The following is an 18,610-nucleotide window of genomic DNA, read 5'->3' as shown; positions in this document are numbered from 1 at the left end:
GTGGGGCCGGCTTCAGCCGGCCTCTGCAAGTGCAGTAAGGCCGGCTGAAGCCGGCCCCACAGCAGGAGCACAGTTCCCCTCGCGTCATCACATCGCCGCCATGCGCACCGCTTCATCGACGTCGACGGCGACGAGTCGCGATACGCCGGGCTCGTGCATGGTGACGCCGATCAGTTGCGACGCCAGTTCCATCGTCGACTTGTTGTGGGTGATGAAAATGAACTGCACGCGGCTCGACATCTCCTTCACCGTGTCGCAGAAACGGCCGACGTTGTTGTCGTCGAGCGGCGCGTCCACTTCGTCCAGCAGACAGAACGGCGCCGGATTGAGTTCGAAGATCGAGAACACCAGCGCCACCGCGGTCAGCGCCTTCTCGCCGCCGGACAGCTGATTGATGGTGACGTTCCGCTTGCCCGGCGGACGCGCCATGATCGACACACCGGCGCTGAGAATGTCTTCACCCGCGAGTTCGAGATACGCGTGACCGCCGCCGAAGAGGCGCGGGAAGCGTTCCTTCAGGCCGGCATTGACGCGATCGAACGTGTCCTGGAAGCGCGAACGCGTCTCGCGATCGATCTTGCGGATCGCGGTTTCGAGCGTCTCGAGCGCATCGGTGAGGTCCTTGAACTGGCGGTCGAGGTATTCCTTGCGCTCCGACTGCTCCTTGAACTCGTCGATGGCGGCGAGATTCACCTGGCCCAGGCGATCGATCTTCTGGGTCAGATCGACCAGCGTCTGCTCCCACGCCGCCACATCGGCCTCGGGCGCCATTTCCTGGTAGATGGTTTCCAGTTCGAAGTGCGTCGCCTTGAACTGCTCCATCAGGGTCTCGCGCCGGACCTTGAGTTCCTGCGCGGCCATGCGCACGTCTTCGAGCCGTGTGCGGGCCTCTTCGACCTGGCCTTCGGTGTCCATGCGACGCTGATCCAGCGTGCGCATGCGGCTTTCGGCGCCTTCGAGCGTTTCGCGGGCCGCCGTGAGTTCGGCTTCGACACCGAGGCGCTGCTGCAGGAATTCTTCGAGCTTGGCCGCCAGTTCCTCCAGCGGCGCCTCGCCGTCGGCGATCTGCCGCGTGAGTTCGTCCTTGCGTTGCTGCGACTGTTCGAGCTGATGCCGCAGGCGTTCGAGGCCCGCCGAGATGGACGTCAGCGCTGCGCGCTTCGACTCGACCTTGATCGCCACTTCCTGCGCGCCGTCGCGATCGGTCTGCGCCTGCGAGCGTTTGAAGTTCAGGTTCTGACGCAGCGAGTCGCGTTCCTGTTCGAGTTCGAGCCGGGTCGACTCGAACTGCGCCATCTGTTCGAGACCTTCCTCCAGCCGTCCGCGGGCCGTGGTCGCCGCCTCGTCCGCGCGTTCGTGATCGGTCTGCAGTTCGGCCGTTTCGGCTTCGATCTTGCGGGCACGTTCCGCCGTCTGTTCCGCCTTGCTGCGCAGCGCCGACGCCTGCGAACTCAGTTCGCTGTGCGAACGGTGCAGACGGTTGACGTCGGCCTGCAGGCTGTCGCGACGCTGTTCGAGTTCGACCAGGCGTTCGCGCAGCGTGTCGGCTTCCGCCTGCAGGCTTTCCTGGCGTTCCTCGGCGGCGCTGACCGCTTCACGCAGTTCGCGCATTTCCTTTTCGCGGCCGATGACGCCGGCATGTACATCCTTGTCGCGGCTGACGCGCAGCCAGTCGCGGCCGATCCAGATGCCGTCGCGCGTGATGACGGATTCGCCGTTCAGCAGCGTATGACGCAGCGACAGGGCTTCGGGCAGCGTGTCGACCGCGATGATCCCGGTGAGCAGCGCCGAAATGGCCGACGGCCCCTGCACTTTTGCCAGCAGCCGGCCGGGATCGACCGACGTCGAAGTCACGCCGCCATCGGCAAAGAAGCTGACCGAACCGACCTGCAGCGAATCGAGCCGGGTCGCGATGGCGTCGATCGCATCGACCGACACCGATTCGAGGTACGACCCGAGCACGGTCTCGACCGCGCGCTCCCAGCCCTGCTCGACGCTGAGCTGTTGCGCCAGGCGCGGGCGCGAGGTCAGCGAATTCGCCGACAGCCATTCGCCCACCTTGCCCTGCGCGAGTCCGAGCGCTGCCTGCTGCAGCGCCTGCAATGACATGAACCGGCCCTGGGTTTCCTGCAGTTCCTTGCGACTGCTTTCGGCAGTCGCGGCCAGCTGCCGCTGACGATCGCGCGTCTGCTGCAGTTCCTCGCTGACCGACTGCAGCTGGCTGGCCGCCGATTCGCCGGCATTGAGTGCCTGTGCTTCCTGTTCCAGCAGCGCTTCGATGCGCAGCTCCATGTCGGCCGTGCCCAGCGTCTCCATTTCACGGGCAAGTCGTTCGCGCTGCGTACGCAGGCGTTCGAGCTGGTGTTCGAGCTGTTCGATACGGGCTTTTTCGACCTGGGTCTTTTCGCTGGCGGCGCGGGATTCGCGATTGAAATCCTCCCAGCGTTCCTGCCAGTCCTGCATCGATTCCTCGACCAGCGACAGGGCCTCCGCAGAGGCGCGTTCGCGTTCGCGCGCCGCCGTGAGGCCGGGTTCGAGCTGTTCGAGTTCGCGGCGCAGTTCATCGATCTGCGACTGGTCGCGGGTCAGGTGCAGCGCCGCCTCGGCTGCGCCCTGCTCGGCCTGTTCCAGGTCGGTCTTTTGGCGCTGGCGCAGTTCGCGGCCGTGCTGGATCGACTGCTCGGCGCGCGAGATCTCGGCGCCGATCTGGTAGTAGCGGCCCTGCACAACGTTCAGCGATTCGGATTTCTCGGTGAACTCCTCGCGTGCCGTCTCGATCGCCGATTCGATGGAACGCAGTTCGGCGATCGCGGCCTGCATTTCGGTGTCGCGCTCGCGCAGGATGCCTTCCTTGGACTGCGAATCCTGGTCGATCACCTTGAGCCGCAACGCCAGCAGTTCGGCGGTCAGCTTGCGTTCGTCCTGCTTCAATGTCTGATAACGGCGCGCCGTGGCGGCCTGGCGCTGCAGATGGCGCAGCTGCTTGTCGACTTCCTCGCGGACGTCGCTCAGACGTTCGAGGTTTTCCTTGGTGTGGGAAATGCGGTTCTCGGTCTCGCGGCGGCGTTCCTTGTATTTGGAGATGCCCGCCGCCTCTTCGATGAAGCCGCGCAGTTCTTCCGGCCGCGCCTCGATGACGCGCGAGATCATGCCCTGCTCGATGATGGCGTAGCTGCGCGCGCCGAGGCCGGTGCCGAGGAACAGCTGCGTGATGTCCTTGCGACGGCAACGGATGCCGTTGAGGAAGTAGGCCGAGGTGCCATCGCGAGAAACGACGCGCTTCAGCGAGACCTCGCTGTAGCCCGCGTACTGGCCGCCGAGCGTGCCGTCCGAATTGTCGAACACCAGTTCGACCGAGGCGGTACCCACGGGCTTGCGCGAACTCGAGCCGTTGAACACGACGTCAGCCATCGAACCGCCGCGCAGGTGCTTGGCGGAGATCTCGCCCATGACCCAGCGCACGGCATCGATGATGTTGGACTTGCCGCAACCGTTCGGACCGACGACGCCGATCAGGTTGCCGGGCAGATTGACGGAGGTCGGGTCGACGAAGGATTTGAACCCGGCCAGTTTGATCTTGTTGAGACGCATCGCGCTCCTGAGTCGGCATGGTCGTCAGGGAAGGCATCGACAGGCGCGCGCGCCTGCGGCTACGTCAACATCGCCTCGCGTCCGGAACTGACTGGCGACGAATGACGCGCATCGATGACGGAACCCCGATCGGTTGGAATGAATTCGGTCGGAACGATTGGCGCCGTAGTGTACGGAATCGGTCCGGCGCCCGCAGCCCCAAAAATCGTCCGGCGAACTACCCGGAATTGTCGCCGCGCATCGACAGCGCGAGTTGATTTCCGGCTCGGGAATCGGGGCGAACCGCGAGCGGACGCGAGGCAGTCGGAAGCCGGAAAAATCAGCGTTTTCGTGCCCCTGTACGGCGGGGTCCGCGTCTGTATAATCGCGGCCCTTGTTTGGAATCGACTTTCGCAACGGAACCGTTCCGCAGCGTGTGCGGCACGGCAAGTGGAGGCTCTGAATGGCCGCGAAGAAACCAGCTGCCAAGGCGACCAAGGCCAAGAAACCGGTCGCCAGGAAAGCTGCCCCGGTGAAGAAATCGGCTCCAGCGAAGAAGCCCGCGCCGCCTGCACGCAAGGCTGCTCCGGCCAAGGCTGCGCCTGCAGCCAGGCCAGCCGCCAAAGCCGCTCCCGCGAAAGCTCAACCCGTCGCCAAGCCCGTGAAGGCAGCGCCGCCGCCCGCGACCGCGACGATCAAGTCCGCCGCGAAGCCCGCCACCGATCCGAGACCCAAAGACCCGATGCCGCTGAAATCCGTTTCCAACCGTTCGCTCGACCATGCCGATGTCGCCACGGGCGGCGATGAAGAAGGCGAAGTCCAGGAGCCGAGCAGCACCAGCCTGCTGGCCGGCCCGCGCAATGTAAAACCGTACGTTGCTCGCCGCGGCGAGCAGTACATGAACAAGGAACAGCTCGATCACTTCCGCAACATCCTGGAAACCTGGAAACGGGACCTGATGCAGGAAGTCGACCGGACCGTGCTGCACATGAAGGACGAAGCAGCGAACTTCCCCGATCCCAACGACCGGGCAACGCAGGAATCCGAGTTCAGTCTCGAACTGCGCACCCGCGATCGCGAGCGCAAGCTCATCCGCAAGATCGACGAGGCCCTCAAGCGCATCGAAGACGGCAGCTACGGCTACTGCAACGAAACGGGCGAGGAAATCGGCGTCAAGCGCCTCGAAGCCCGCCCGGTCGCAACGCTCTCGATCGAAGCGCAGGAACGCCGCGAGCGGCGCGAGAAGCAGTACGGCGATCGGGACGATCGTTATCGCTGAGAGGTCCGCCTATCGCGGCCGCTTCGCCCCTTCCCCGACCGGCCTGTTGCATTTCGGTTCATTGGTTGCGGCCGTCGCGAGCCGGCTCGACGCGCGGCATGCCGGCGGCGAATGGCTGATCCGCATGGAAGATCTGGATCGACCGCGCGAAGTGCCCGGCAGCGCGGACGCCATCCTGCGTGCACTGGAGATCCTCGGATTCACCTGGACCGAGTCCATCGTCCGCCAGAGCGAACGCTCCGATCTGTACCAGGCGGCGCTGGATCGTTTGCTCTCAAACGACCTGGCCTACCCCTGCTCGTGCAGCCGAAGCGAGATCCAGCAGGTCGCCTCTCCGGATCATCCCGAAGGCGAGGAACTGCGCTATCCGGGCTGGTGCCGCACGCAGCTCCGCCATCGAGATCGCCCATACGCTATCCGGTTGCGCGTTCCCGACGGGGAAATCGCCTTTGACGATCGCATCCAGGGCCGGATCGCCGTGGACGTGGCCGCCGAAATCGGCGATTTCGTCATTCGACGCCGGGACGGACTGTTCGCCTATCAGCTCGCCGTCGTCGTCGACGACGCCTCCCAGGGGATCACGCATGTGGTCCGCGGCGCCGACCTCCTCCGCAGCACACCGCGCCAGATACTCCTGCAGCGATGCCTCGGACTGCCGACACCCGAGTACGCACATGTGCCGGTAGCCACAGACTCCAGCGGGATCAAACTGTCGAAGTCGGCGGGCGCGGCAGCCGTCGACCTGAACCGGCCGGGAGAGGAACTCTGGCGTGCGCTGCAGTTCCTGCGGCAGGACCCGCCGCCGGAATTACGTCGCGATCACCCGGCCATGTTGTGGGATTGGGCGACCGGGCACTGGCGACTCGAACCGCTGAGTTTCGGCCACGCCGTGGCGCCTGTCTGATCGAGCTTTGCTGTGCAGGTGCCGGGGATGGAGTTAGTATGGCCGGGCCCTTGAGATAGACCGGTTCTGGGAGCATTCATGTCCGAGCCGAGAGTCATCAAGAAATACCCGAACCGTCGTCTCTACGACACGGTGGAGAGCCGGTACATCACCTTGGCCGACATCCGGCGGCTGGTGATGGACAAGGTCGATTTCGTCGTCATCGACAAGAAATCGCAGGAAGACATCACCCGCTCGATCCTGCTGCAGGTCATCGCCGAACAGGAACACCAGGGCGAGCCGCTGATGAGCCAGGACTTCCTGTCGCAGGTGATCCGTTCCTACGGCGGCGCCATGCAGACTTTCGTCGGCAGCTACCTGGAACAGAGCCTCAAGCTCCTTGCCAGCCAGCAACAGCAGTTTCGCGACAGCTTCCGGGCGACCGGCAGCGGCGACGCATTCGACTCCATCACGGCGCTCACCCAGAAGAATCTCGAACGCTGGCGGGCGATCCAGGAAGACATTTTCCGCGCCATGAGCGGCGGCTCCGTGTCGCCGGGTTCGCGCCCGAAGGAGCGCGACGAGGATCTGCCGGACGAGTCGCGCGAGAAGCGGGTGTAGAAGAAGTTTCACACGGAGATCACGGAGCCCACGGAGGTAGAGAAGAAGAATTTGCACGGGGGGAAGAATGGGAACACGGGGAGCACGGGGAAAGAAAATTTCTGTTCCGAGACCCCGTGTTCCCCGTGTCCCCCGTGGAAAATTCTCTTCTTCCGACCTCCGTGGCCTCCGTGATCTCCGTGTGAAACTCCGTATCCCGAAACGAAAAAGGCGCCGTCATCGCTGACGGCGCCTTTTTGCTTCTACGGCAGGACGCGGATCAGGCCGCGTCGACGTCGCGCATGCTCAGGCGCACGCGGCCCTGGCGGTCGACTTCCAGCACCTTCACGCGCACCACGTCGCCTTCCTTCAGCTTGTCGCTGACGCGCTCGACGCGCTCGTTGGAGATCTGCGAAATGTGCACGAGGCCGTCCTTGCCCGGCAGGATCGTGACGAAGGCGCCGAAGTCCATCAGGCGCGCGACGCGGCCTTCATAGATGCGGCCGACTTCGACTTCCGCCGTGATCAGCTCGATGCGGCGCTGGGCTTCGCGGCCCGAGGCACCGTCGACGGAGGCGATCTTGACCGTGCCGTCGTTCTCGATGTCGATCGAGGTGCCGGTTTCTTCGGTGATGGCGCGGATGACGGCGCCGCCCTTGCCGATGACTTCGCGGATCTTCTCCGGATCGATCTTGATGGTGATGATCGACGGCGCCCATTCGGACATCTTGGCGCGCGGTGCCGAGATGACCTTGTCCATCTCGTCGAGGATGTGCAGACGGCCGGCCTTCGCCTGTTCCAGCGCGACCTGCATGATTTCCTTGGTGATGCCGTTGATCTTGATGTCCATCTGCAGCGCGGTGACGCCCGTGCGGCTGCCGGCCACCTTGAAGTCCATGTCGCCGAGGTGATCTTCGTCGCCGAGGATGTCGGTGAGCACCTGGAACTTGTCGCCTTCCTTCACCAGGCCCATCGCCACGCCGGCGACGGCTGCCTTGATCGGCACACCCGCATCCATCAGCGCGAGGCTGGTGCCGCAGACGCTGGCCATGGAGCTGGAGCCGTTCGATTCGAGAATTTCGGAGACGACGCGCAGGACGTACGGGAACGTCGTCATGTCCGGCATCACGGCCCAGATGCCGCGACGCGCGAGGTTGCCGTGGCCGATTTCGCGGCGCTTCGGCGAACCGATCATGCCCGTCTCGCCGACGCTGAACGGCGGGAAGTTGTAGTGCAGCATGAACGGCTCTTTGCGCTCGCCGGCCAGCGCATCGATGATCTGTGCATCGCGGCCGGTGCCGAGCGTCGTCACGACCAGCGCCTGCGTCTCGCCGCGCGTGAACAGCGCGGAGCCATGCGTGCGCGGCAGGACGCCCGTGCGGATGGAAATCGGACGTACCGTCTTCATGTCGCGGCCGTCGATGCGCGGCTCGCCGGCGATGACGCGGTTGCGCACGATGCGGTATTCGAGATTGCCGAGTTCCTTGCTGACTTCATCGGCCGCGTACGCCGGAGTGTCGCCAGCGGTGAGCGCGGTCAGTGCGGCGAGCTTGGCTTCGCCCACGCGCGTCTGACGGGCCTGCTTCTCGATCACCTTGTAGGCGTCAGACAGGCTGGCCTGAGCCTGCGCTGCGACAGCGGCTTCGAGCGCGGAATTGGCCGGAGCGGCCTCCCAGTTCCAGGCGGGCTTGCCGGCTTCGGCCTTCAGCTCGTTGATGACCTTGATGGCGGCCTGCTGCTGTTCGTGACCGAACACGACGGCGCCGAGCATGACTTCTTCAGAAAGCTGATGGGCTTCGGACTCGACCATCAGCACGGCTTCCGACGTACCGGCGACCACGAGGTCGAGCTTCGAGGTCTTGAGCTGCGTCGCGGTGGGATTCAGCACGTACTGGCCGTCGATGTAGCCGACGCGAGCTGCGCCGATCGGACCCTGGAACGGCACGCCCGACAGCGCGAGCGCGGCAGAGGCGCCCAGCATCGCAGGAATATCGGTATCGATTTCCGGATTGACGGACACGACCGTCGCAACCACCTGCACTTCATTGAAGAAGCCTTCCGGGAACAGCGGGCGGATCGGGCGATCGATCAGACGCGAGGTCAGCGTTTCCTTTTCGGAAGGACGACCTTCGCGCTTGAAGAAGCCGCCGGGAATGCGGCCCGCGGCATAGGTCTTCTCTTGATAGTTGACGGTGAGAGGAAAGAAATCCTTGTTGGGATCGGCTTTCTTGCGGGCGACGGCCGTGACCAGCACGACGGAATCACCCATGGAGACGAGGACGGCACCGTCGGCCTGACGGGCCATTTCGCCCGTTTCGATGGTGACCTGGTGCTGACCGTAGGAAAAAGTTTTCTTGATGGCGCTCACGATGCTTCCTACCGGTTTGGCGGAATGATTAATACGGATGATGCAGGGAGTCGGACGTACGCTTCATGCGCGTCATCCGCACGCTCTATCAGCGACGCAGACCGAGGCTGGCAACGATCGACTGATAGCGATCGGGAGCGTTGTTCTTGAGGTAATCGAGAAGCTTGCGGCGCTGATTCACCATCTTCAGCAGGCCGCGACGCGAGGCATGATCGCGCTTGTGCGTGCCGAAGTGTTCGCCGAGCTCGTTGATGCGCGCTGACAGCAGTGCGATCTGCACTTCCGGCGAACCCGTGTCGTTCGCGTTGCGTCGGTACTGCTGGACGATTCCGCCTTTCTGCTCGGTCGACAGTGACATCTTGCTCAATCCTGAAATTACGTAAATTGGGGCCGTTTTGAGAGCCGCGCATTCTACTCGCGCCCCCCAGCCGATCTCAAGCAAAACTCCGTGAAATCCGAGGCCTACGCGAGGTCAATTTGCGTCGCCCGGGCCGGTTTGCGGCGCATCGCCCTCTTGTACCGGCACAAACAGGCGGACGGGCCTGACCCGGCCGTCAGGCGCTCCCTCAACGAGCGCGAGAAAGCGGCCGCCGGGATCGTAGGCTCGCAGGGAAGCCCCGGGCTGGACGGGTCCGTCGACCGGAACCGGCTGCCCCAGCAACAGGATGCGGGTCTCGGGGTCGCCCAGTCGCACCGCACCGAGTTCGCCGAAAGCGACGTCGGCACTGAGCAGCAATTCGTCCAATCCAGCCTGACCCGCCTGATCCTGACGTGCCTGCAACTCGTCGATCCGATACATCGGAAAGGACTCGAACGGCTCCACCGACAGGCGCCTGAGTCCTACCAGATAACCGAGCGTGCCCAGCCGTGCCGCGATGTCCGCCGCCAGCGAGCGGATGTAAGTTCCTTTCGAGCAGGCGACCTCGAATTCCAGCCGGTCGGCGGCCAGCCGGCGACGCTGAATCCGGTCGATCCGGATGCGACGCGGCGGCCTCTCGACCGACTCCCCGCGGCGGGCGAGTTCGTACAGACGCTTGCCCTGATGCTTGAGCGCCGAGTGCATGGGCGGCACCTGATCCTGTTCGCCGAGAAAGGTGGCGAGCGTCGCGTCGACCGTGGTTTCGTCGAGCGGTGGAACCGGTGCGGTCTCGATGACTTCGGTTTCGCCATCCAGCGATTCGGTCCGTGCGCCGAGATGCACGTCGACGAGATACGTCTTGCCTGCATCCAGCAGACGACCGCACACCTTGGTGGCCTGTCCGAAACAAATCGGCAGCAATCCGGACGCGAGCGGGTCGAGACTGCCTGCATGTCCGGCCTTGCTCGCCGAAAACAGTGTGCGCGCCTGCTGCAAGGCAGCGTTGGAAGAGAGGCCGAGCGGTTTGTCGAGCAGCAGGATGCCGTCGACATCTCGATAGAAACGTCGCGGCTTCGACATGACTTCAGTGCGTCGAGTCGCGGCCGGACTCGTCGTCGTTTTCGTTGTCGGAATCGTCGACGTGCCGTGCGACGTCGTCATTCACGGCGCTGTTGATGAGTGCCGACAGACGCGCACCGCTCTCGATCAGCTCGTCGGGCACGAACCGCAACTCCGGCGCATGCCGCAACTGCAACGCACGTCCCAGCGGTCCGCGCAGGATGTCCGCCGCGGATATCAGCACTTCGTGCGCTTCTTCGGGCTTCGCGTTCAGCACCGAGTAGTAGATGGTGGCGTAGCTCAGATCGCTGGAGACGCGCACTTCCGTCAGCGTCACCATGCCGAGCCGCGGATCGCGGATCTCGCGACGAATCAGATCGCTCAGGGCCCGCTGGATCTGCTGCGCAACGCGGCGGCTCCTGGGAAAAGCCTTGTTGCCTCGTGATCGGCTAGCCATGCGTCGTCACACGGTGCACGCGCTCAGACCGAGCGCGCCACCTCGATCCGCGAGAAGCATTCGATCTGATCGCCGACCCGCACGTCGTTGTAGTTCTGGACGGCGATACCGCACTCCGTACCGGCGCGCACTTCGTTGACGTCATCCTTGAAGCGACGCAGCGATTCGAGCGCGCCTTCGAAGATGACGACGTTGTCGCGCAGCACGCGGATCGGATTGTTGCGACGCACGTAGCCGTCGACCACGATGCAGCCCGCCACCGTGCCGAACTTGCTCGAACGGAACACGTCGCGCACTTCGGCGAGACCGACGATCTGCTCTTTGATTTCCGGCGCCAACATGCCCGAGAGCGCCTGACGCACATCGTCGATCGCCTCGTAGATCACGCTGTAGTAGCGCACGTCGATGCCCGATTCCTTGATCATGTTGCGCGCCGCGCTGTCGGCACGAACATTGAAGCCGATGATGCGCGCATTCGACGCCTGCGCCAGCGTGACGTCGGACTCGCTGATGCCGCCGATGCCGCTCGACACGACCTTGACCGCCACTTCGTCCGTGCTCAGCTTCGACAGTGCGTCGCGCAGCGCTTCTGCGCTGCCCTGCACGTCCGCCTTCAGCACGATCTGCACGGTGGCTGTCTTGCCATCGCCCATCTGCGACATCATGTCTTCGAACTTGGCCGGTCCCTGCTTCGCCAGCTTGGTATCGCGGAACTTGCCCTGGCGATACAGCGCCACTTCGCGCGCCTTGCGTTCGCTTTCGACCACGAGCAGATCGTCGCCGGCATTCGGCGCGCCCGACAGGCCGAGCACGACGACCGGCAACGACGGTCCGGCTTCGTCGACCGCCTTGCCCGTCTCGTCGAACATCGCGCGAACGCGACCGAATTCCTGACCGGCGATGATCGGATCGCCCGGCTTCAGTACGCCGCGCTTCACGAGCACCGTGGCCACGGCGCCGCGACCCTTTTCCATCGTGGACTCGATGACCACGCCCGCCGCCAGACCTTCGCGAGTTGCCTTGAGTTCGAGCACGGCAGCCTGCAGCAGCACTTTCTCGAGCAGATCGTCGATGCCATCGCCGGTGCGTGCCGACACGTAGGCGAACTGCGTGTCGCCGCCCCAGTCTTCCGGAATGACGCCGTGCTTGGCGAGCTCGTTCTTGACCCGGTCGATGTCCTTCTCGTGCTTGTCCATCTTGTTCACGGCAACGACGATGGGCACTTCCGCCGCCTTCGCGTGCTGGATGGCTTCGATCGTCTGCGGCATGACGCCGTCATCGGCCGCGACCACCAGGATCACGATGTCCGTCACCTGTGCGCCACGCGCACGCATCGCGGTGAACGCAGCGTGACCCGGCGTATCCAGGAACGTGATGACGCCCTTCGGCGTCTCGACGTGATAGGCGCCGATGTGCTGGGTAATGCCGCCGGCCTCGCCCGAGGCCACTTTCGTGCGACGGATGTAGTCGAGCAGCGAAGTCTTGCCGTGGTCGACGTGGCCCATGACGGTGACGACCGGCGGACGCGGCTCCAGCTCGTGCGAAGCGTCCGTGACCACCAGTTCGTCTTCGATTGCACTTTCCTTGACCACGACAGCCGTGTGTCCGAGTTCCTCGACGACGAGCACCGCGGTGTCCTGGTCGATGGGCTGGTTGATGGTGGCCATCACGCCCATGTTCATCATGACCTTGATGACTTCGTTGGCCTTCACGGCCATGCGCTGCGCCAGTTCGGCGACCGTGACGGTTTCGCCGATCTGCACGTCGCGCTTGACCGGCGCCGCCGGACGCTCGAAGCCGTGCTGACTGCCGACGTTGACCTGCACCGGACGGCGCGACTTCGACTGCTGCTGATGCTGCTTCTTTTTCTTGAAGCGCGCGCTGGCGTCGCTCGATACGTGCAGTTCGGTGCGCTGGAAGCCTTTCGATTCGCGTTCATCGCGCGAAGGCTTGGGCGCCTCGGTTGCCTGGCGCGCGGCCTGTGCCTGCTTGCGCTCCTCAGCCACGCGCGCTTCGATCTGTCGGCGCGCCTCTTCTTCCGCCAGCAGCCGGGCCTCCTCCTCGGCGCGATTGCGGGCCTCGTCTTCGACCTGCTGGCGCAGCGCGGCCTCGCGCTGCTCTGCTTCGCGTTGCTGTTCCTCGCGACGCTTCGCTTCCCGCGCGTCGATCTGCTCCTGCGTCAGGCGAGCCTCTTCGGCTGCTTCCACCTGCTGCTTCTGCCGATCGACTTCGTCGTTCTGGGTCCGCACCTGCTGCTGCAGGGCGTTGCGGTTGAGATAGGTCTTCTTCGTGCGGACTTCGACATTCACCGTCCGCGCCCGGCCCTGCGCCGACGCGACCTTGATCTCCCCCTGCGACTTGCGCTGCAGCGTGATCTTCGGCGGCGATGCGCCCGGAGACGTGCGGCCATGCGAACGACGCAGGAACGTCAGCAATTCCATCTTTGCTTCATCGCTGATGGTCGCCTCGGCGCCGGACACGTGAATGCCCGCTTCGCCCAGCTGCGTCAGCAGCCGCTCGACCGGTACTTTCAGTACCTCGGCAAACTGGGTAACCGTTACATCCGCCATGAACCACCCTCCCGCTTCAAGCTCCCAGTGACGTGTCCGCGTCCGCAATGCACGGCCGCGGCTGCGCTGCTGCGGACCTCGCCATGCTGTGACATCAGGACCGTCGACATATCCGGCTGCGACCTCAGGCCTGCTGTCCGGTGGAGTCGAACCAATGCTTGCGCGCCGCCATGATCAGGGCACCCGCGCGGTCGGAATCGATACCGTCGATCTCGAGCAGATCGTCGATCGCCTGCTCCGCCAGATCTTCGCGCGTCACGATGCCCCTGCTTGCCAGCACCAGTGCCAGCTCCTTGTCCATGCCGTCGACTTCGAGCAGATCCTGCGACGGCTCGGCGCTGTCGATTTCTTCTTCGCTGGCGATCGCCTGCGTGAGCAGCACGTCGCGCGCGCGATTGCGCAGTTCCTTGATGATCTCTTCGTCGAATTCTTCGATGCCTGCCAGTTCGGACGCCGGCACGTATGCGATTTCTTCGACGGTGGAGAACCCTTCGCTGACCAGGATCTGCGCCACTTCCTCGTCGACCGCGAGCTGCTTCTGGAACATCTCGACCAGCTTGCGCGACTCGCCTTCGCTCTTCTCGACGGCGGCCTGTTCCGTCATCACATTCAGTTCCCAGCCCGTCAGCTCGCTGGCGAGACGGATGTTCTGGCCGCCGCGGCCGATGGCCTGCGACAGTTTCTCTTCCGTCACCGCGATGTCCATCGAATGCGAGTCCTCGTCGACGACGATCGACACGACTTCCGCCGGCGCCATCGCATTGATGACGAACTGCGCGGGATTCTCGTCGAACGGAATGATGTCGACGCGCTCGCCGGCGATTTCATTCGACACCGCCTGGACGCGCGAACCGCGCATGCCGACGCAGGCGCCGACCGGATCGATGCGGCTGTCGTTGCTCTTCACCGCGATCTTGGCGCGTACACCCGCATCGCGGGCGGCGCCGAGAATGTTGATCATGCCCTGCCCGACTTCCGGCACTTCGAGCTTGAACAGCTCGATCAGGAATTCGGGGGCCGTACGCGACAGGAACAGCTGCGGACCCCGCGGCTCGGAACGCACCTCCTTGAGGAAGGCCTTGACGCGATCCTGTGCGCGGATCGGCTCGCGCGGAATCATCTGATCGCGCGGAATGAAGCCTTCGGCATTGGCGCCCAGATCGACGAACACGCCGTTGCGATCGACGCGCTTGACGATGCCCGACACCAGCGTCCCGGCGCGGCTCTGATATTCGTCGACGACCTGCGCACGCTCGGCTTCGCGAACCTTCTGCACGATGACCTGTTTGGCCGTCTGCGCAGCGATGCGACCGAAGGCGACGGACTCCATCGGCACTTCGACGTAACCGCCGACTTCGGCGTCCTTGGAAATGTCGATCGCGTCCTCGAGCCGCAGTTCGCTGTCGGGCACTTCGAGTTCGGTGGAATCGTCGGCGAACACTTTCCAGCGACGCCAGGTGTCGTAGTCGCCCGTCTTGCGGTTGATGGACACGCGCACGTCGATGCCTTCGCCGTGCCGACGACGCGTCGCGGACGCGAGCGCGGCTTCGAGCGCTTCGAAAATGATCTCCTTGTCGACGCCCTTCTCGTTGGAAACGGCGTCCACCACCATCAGGATTTCTTTATTCATCGTGCGACTCCGGCTTGTCCGGTCAGGTTTCCGGCGCAATCCGCGCCTTGTGTATTCCATCGATCGGCAGCTTCACGACGCTGCCATCCACATCCAGTGCAATCTCGCCGTTGCTCACGCCCGTGAGCCGGCCCGCGAAACGCTTGCGGCCATTCACCGGCGCCGACGTCTCGACCTTCACTCTTTCGCCGCTGAAACGGGCGAAGTGCTCGGCCGTCCGCAGCACGCGGTCGAGCCCCGGCGACGAAACCTCGAGGGTGTAGTGACCCGGAATCGGATCGCTGGCATCCATCGCTTCGCTCACGGCCCGGCTGACGCGCTCGCAATCCTCGAGCGTGATTCCCTGCGGGGCATCGATGTACAACCGCAGCAAACCGCCGCCCGAACGGGCCGCGTATTCGAGTTCCCACAACTCGTAACCGAGCTGGACGACGACGGGCTGCAACAGCTCGATCAGCTGGTCTCGCAGCATCCGCTCACCTCCGTCGGTCAATGGCCCGTTTCTTCAATCCCAGAAACGAAAAATGGGCCCAAGGCCCATTCTCGTGATCATCCTTTCCTCGCTGGCGAACCCCAATGGGGCTCACCCTGGCGTCCTGATCCCTTGCGGGACCCTCTGTACCAACCTGCTCGGAAGGTTGGTAGCGGGGGCAGGATTTGAACCTGCGACCTTCGGGTTATGAGCCCGACGAGCTGCCAGACTGCTCCACCCCGCAACAGAGGGCGCGGATTGTAAGGGCCTCAATTGGGTATTACAAGGCGGAATCCGGATGCTTCCGGATTTCCGCGAGGATTCCGCGTTTCTACGCGGAAAGCTTGCGACCGGTCAGCGACCTGGATCCGTCAGGGCAGAACCCGCGCACACAGGTCAATGAGGGCCCCGGGAAAAATTCCAAGGATCAGCACCGCCAGTCCGTTGACTGTCAGCAGTGCACGGACGACACCGCCCCCCTCCACCGCCAGCGAATCGGCGGGTTCATCGAAATACATGACCTTGATGACGCGCAGGTAGTAGAACGCCGCAACCACCGACAGCAGCACCGCGACGGCCGCCAGCCACACGAGGCCCACGTCAACGACGGCGCCGAGCACGGCGAGCTTTGCCCAGAAACCGACGAACGGCGGCACGCCGGCCGTGCTGAACATCAGCATCATCATCACAGCAGCGAACCACGGGCTCTTGCGATTCAGGCCGCGGAAATCCTCGATGCGATCCGCCTCGAAACCCTCGCGCGACAGCAGCAGGATCATGCCGAACGAACCGATCGCCATGATCACGTACGCGAGCGTGTAGAACATGGCCGCGCGATAGCCATCGCCCGTGCCGGCGAGAATGCCCAGCAGGATGAAGCCGACGTGCGAAATCGTCGAGTACGCCAGCATGCGCTTCAGGTTGGTCTGAGCGATGGCGACGACGTTGCCGATGATCATCGACAGGACCGCCAGCGCAATGAGCATGCTCTGCCAGCTGGCCACCATGGCGTCCAGTCCTTCCGCCAGCACTCGAATTGCCAGAACGTAGGAAGCGATCTTCGGCGCAGTGCCGATGAACAGCGTCACCGGCGTCGGCGCACCGTGATAGACGTCCGGCACCCACATATGGAACGGCACGGCGCCGAACTTGAAAGCAATGCCGGCGATGATGAAGGCGAGCCCGAAGATCAGCCCGATCCTGTCCGGACCGACTTCGCGCACGGCCAGCACCAGTTCATCGAGCTGCAGCGTACCGGTCAGGCCGTAGACGATGGAGAAGCCGTAGAGCAGCGTGCCGGACGCAATGGCGCCGAGCACGAAGTACTTCATGGCGGACTCGGCGGCGACACCGGAATCCCGGTCGAATGCCACCATCGCATAGAGCGACAGCGACAGCAGCTCGACGCCCAGGTACACCGTCAGCAGGCTGCCCGCCGAAATCATGACCATGATGCCCAGCAGCGCCGTCAGTCCGAGCAGGAAGTACTCGCCCTTGAACAGGCCGCGCCGCCGCAGGTAGTCGTGCGAATACATGAACGCGACGGCCACCGTTCCGTAGGCGAAGAGCTTCAGCACGTCTCCCATCGGGTCCGCCACGTACGCGCCTTCGAGCGCGGTCTCGCGAGCAGAGACGCCGGTCTTCACCGTGACGATCGCCGCGCCGACCAGCGACAGCAGCGAGAGCGCATAGGTCACCCAGCGGGAACGGTCGCTGAGGAACACATCGACCAGCAGCACCACGCAGATCGCGCAGACCATGAAGATCTCGGCCGAGGCGACCGAGAGATTGAGACTGGAAAGCAAGGGTTCCGACATGGCTGGCTGATCGCGATTAGAGTTTCGACTCGGTGATCTGCTGCACCAGGTGCTCGACGGTCGGACGCATCACGTCCAGCAGCGGCGCCGGCCACAGTCCCAGCAGCAGGACGGCCGCAGCCAGGATTCCCAGGACGACGAATTCGCGGCCGTTGAGATCCTTCAACGCAGCAACATCGTCGTTGGCCACTGCGCCGAAGACCACGCGCTTGACCAGCCACAGGGTGTAGGCGGCGCCGAGGATCAGCGTCACTGCAGCCAGGAACGCATACCAGAAGTCGGCACGGAAGCTGGCGATGATGACCAGGAACTCGCCGACGAACCCCGACGTCGGGGGCAGGCCGGAGTTCGCCAGGGCGAACAGCACGGCAAACGCAGCGAAGACCGGCATCGTGTTGACGACGCCGCCGTAAGCGCTGATCTCGCGGCTGTGCACGCGGTCGTACAGCACGCCGACGCAGAAGAACATGGCGCCGGAAATCAGGCCATGGGAAATCATCTGCACCATCGCGCCGTCGATTCCCATCGCCGCGCCGCGCACGTCGCCGTTGACCTGCAACAGGTCGAAAGCGAGGAAGGAGCCGAGGGTCACGAAGCCCATGTGGGCGATCGACGAATAAGCGATCAGCTTCTTCATGTCCTGCTGGACCAGCGCGACGAAGCCGATGTATACGACCGCGATCAGCGAGAGTGAAATCACCAGCCAGTCGAGCTGCGCGCTCGCATCGGGCGTGATCGGCAGCGAGAACCGCAGGAAGCCGTAGCCGCCCATCTTCAGCATGATCGCCGCCAGAATCACCGATCCGCCGGTCGGCGCCTCGACGTGTGCATCCGGCAACCACGTGTGCACCGGCCACATCGGTACCTTTACCGCGAAGGCCAGCATGAACGACATGAAGATCAGCAGCTGCGCATTCAGCGCCAGCGGCAGTTCCTGGAAATCGGCAATGGCATAGCTGCACTGCCCCGCATCGCAGGTCTGCATGTACATGTAGATCAGCGACACCAGCATCAGGACGGAGCCGAGGAAGGTGTAGAGGAAGAACTTCAGCGTCGCATATACGCGCCGCGCACCGCCCCAGACGCCGATGATGATGAACATCGGAATCAGCATCGCCTCCCACAGCACGTAGAACAGCAGCGCATCCGTGGCGGCGAATACGCCGACCATGAGGCCTTCGAGAATCAGGAACGAGGCGTAGTACTGGGCCGGCCGCTTCTCGATCACCGTCCATGCCGCAATGACGACCAGCGGCGTGATGAACGTCGTGAGGATGATCAGCGGCATCGCAATGCCGTCGACACCGAGTCCGTACCAGGAATTGAACGCGGTGATCCAGGGCAGCTTCTCGACGAACTGCATGTCCGCCGTCGTCATGTCGAAGTGCGTATAGAGCTGCGTCGAAATGGCGAACGTCAGGACCGTCGCGCCCAGCGCCAGCCAGCGGCCGAATGCAATGCCGCGATCACCGAGAATCAGCAGCGCCACGCCGGCGGCGATGGGCAGCCAGATCAGAACGCTAAGAATGGGCCAGGTCAGTTGCATG

General features: G+C 64.0%; 13 protein-coding genes and 1 tRNA gene. 3 read left to right on the top strand and 11 right to left on the bottom strand.

Translation table 11 applies throughout. The annotated features are described in order from the left end of the window. Window positions 1–87: 87 nt before the first annotated feature. The gene (gene smc, locus V7D81_RS14205) at window positions 88–3,591 is read right to left on the bottom strand and encodes a chromosome segregation protein SMC (RefSeq protein WP_324317339.1); all 3,504 of its coding nucleotides are present in this window, start codon (window positions 3,589–3,591) and stop codon (window positions 88–90) included. 442 nt (window positions 3,592–4,033) lie between these two features. Here smc and dksA point away from each other — a divergent pair, with 442 nt between their 5' ends. From dksA to phaR, 3 genes are all read left to right on the top strand, one after another. After that, window positions 4,034–4,849, top strand: a complete 816-nt coding sequence (gene dksA / locus V7D81_RS14200; protein WP_324317337.1) for an RNA polymerase-binding protein DksA — start codon at window positions 4,034–4,036, stop codon at window positions 4,847–4,849. After that, window positions 4,827–5,753, top strand: a complete 927-nt coding sequence (gluQRS, locus tag V7D81_RS14195; protein ID WP_324317369.1) for a tRNA glutamyl-Q(34) synthetase GluQRS — start codon at window positions 4,827–4,829, stop codon at window positions 5,751–5,753. The genes dksA and gluQRS overlap by 23 nt, the downstream gene beginning before the upstream one ends. Before the next feature lie 78 nt (window positions 5,754–5,831). Next, on the top strand, window positions 5,832–6,353 hold the full coding sequence (gene phaR, locus V7D81_RS14190) for a polyhydroxyalkanoate synthesis repressor PhaR (protein ID WP_324317335.1): 522 nt from the start codon (window positions 5,832–5,834) through the stop codon (window positions 6,351–6,353). Window positions 6,354–6,612: 259 nt separating this feature from the next. Here the strand turns inward: phaR and pnp are convergent, their stop codons facing one another. From pnp to V7D81_RS14140, 10 genes are all read right to left on the bottom strand, one after another. Further along, window positions 6,613–8,700 carry a polyribonucleotide nucleotidyltransferase gene (gene pnp / locus V7D81_RS14185; protein ID WP_349257663.1) on the bottom strand — a complete coding sequence of 696 codons (2,088 nt, stop codon included), beginning with the start codon at window positions 8,698–8,700 and terminating at the stop codon, window positions 6,613–6,615. 88 nt (window positions 8,701–8,788) lie between these two features. Next, window positions 8,789–9,058, bottom strand: coding sequence for a 30S ribosomal protein S15 (gene rpsO / locus V7D81_RS14180; RefSeq protein WP_324317333.1), 270 nt, complete (start codon window positions 9,056–9,058; stop codon window positions 8,789–8,791). Between the two features lie 114 nt (window positions 9,059–9,172). Beyond that, window positions 9,173–10,138 carry a tRNA pseudouridine(55) synthase TruB gene (gene truB, locus V7D81_RS14175; protein WP_324317332.1) on the bottom strand — a complete coding sequence of 322 codons (966 nt, stop codon included), beginning with the start codon at window positions 10,136–10,138 and terminating at the stop codon, window positions 9,173–9,175. Between the two features lie 4 nt (window positions 10,139–10,142). After that, complete coding sequence (gene rbfA, locus V7D81_RS14170) at window positions 10,143–10,574, bottom strand: 30S ribosome-binding factor RbfA (protein ID WP_324317330.1); 432 nt, start codon at window positions 10,572–10,574, stop codon at window positions 10,143–10,145. A gap of 23 nt (window positions 10,575–10,597) precedes the next feature. After that, window positions 10,598–13,144 (bottom strand): translation initiation factor IF-2, encoded by a 2,547-nt coding sequence (infB, locus tag V7D81_RS14165; RefSeq protein WP_324317328.1) that lies wholly within the window; start codon window positions 13,142–13,144, stop codon window positions 10,598–10,600. Window positions 13,145–13,268: 124 nt separating this feature from the next. Then, the gene (nusA, locus tag V7D81_RS14160; RefSeq protein WP_324317326.1) at window positions 13,269–14,774 is read right to left on the bottom strand and encodes a transcription termination factor NusA; all 1,506 of its coding nucleotides are present in this window, start codon (window positions 14,772–14,774) and stop codon (window positions 13,269–13,271) included. Window positions 14,775–14,796: 22 nt separating this feature from the next. Beyond that, complete coding sequence (gene rimP / locus V7D81_RS14155) at window positions 14,797–15,246, bottom strand: ribosome maturation factor RimP (RefSeq protein ID WP_324317324.1); 450 nt, start codon at window positions 15,244–15,246, stop codon at window positions 14,797–14,799. A gap of 167 nt (window positions 15,247–15,413) precedes the next feature. Then, window positions 15,414–15,490 (bottom strand) — tRNA-Met (locus V7D81_RS14150). A gap of 127 nt (window positions 15,491–15,617) precedes the next feature. After that, on the bottom strand, window positions 15,618–17,063 hold the full coding sequence (nuoN, locus tag V7D81_RS14145; RefSeq protein WP_324317322.1) for an NADH-quinone oxidoreductase subunit NuoN: 1,446 nt from the start codon (window positions 17,061–17,063) through the stop codon (window positions 15,618–15,620). A 16-nt stretch (window positions 17,064–17,079) separates the two neighbouring features. Further along, window positions 17,080–18,609, bottom strand: coding sequence for an NADH-quinone oxidoreductase subunit M (locus tag V7D81_RS14140; RefSeq protein WP_324317320.1), 1,530 nt, complete (start codon window positions 18,607–18,609; stop codon window positions 17,080–17,082). Window position 18,610 lies beyond the last annotated feature (1 nt).

Source organism: Povalibacter sp., from assembly GCF_036735925.1.
In the GTDB taxonomy this organism is placed as follows: Bacteria; Pseudomonadota; Gammaproteobacteria; order Steroidobacterales; family Steroidobacteraceae; genus Steroidobacter.
The sequence above is the reverse complement of the archived record's forward strand: the minus strand, read 5'-3'. Positions and strand labels throughout refer to the sequence as shown.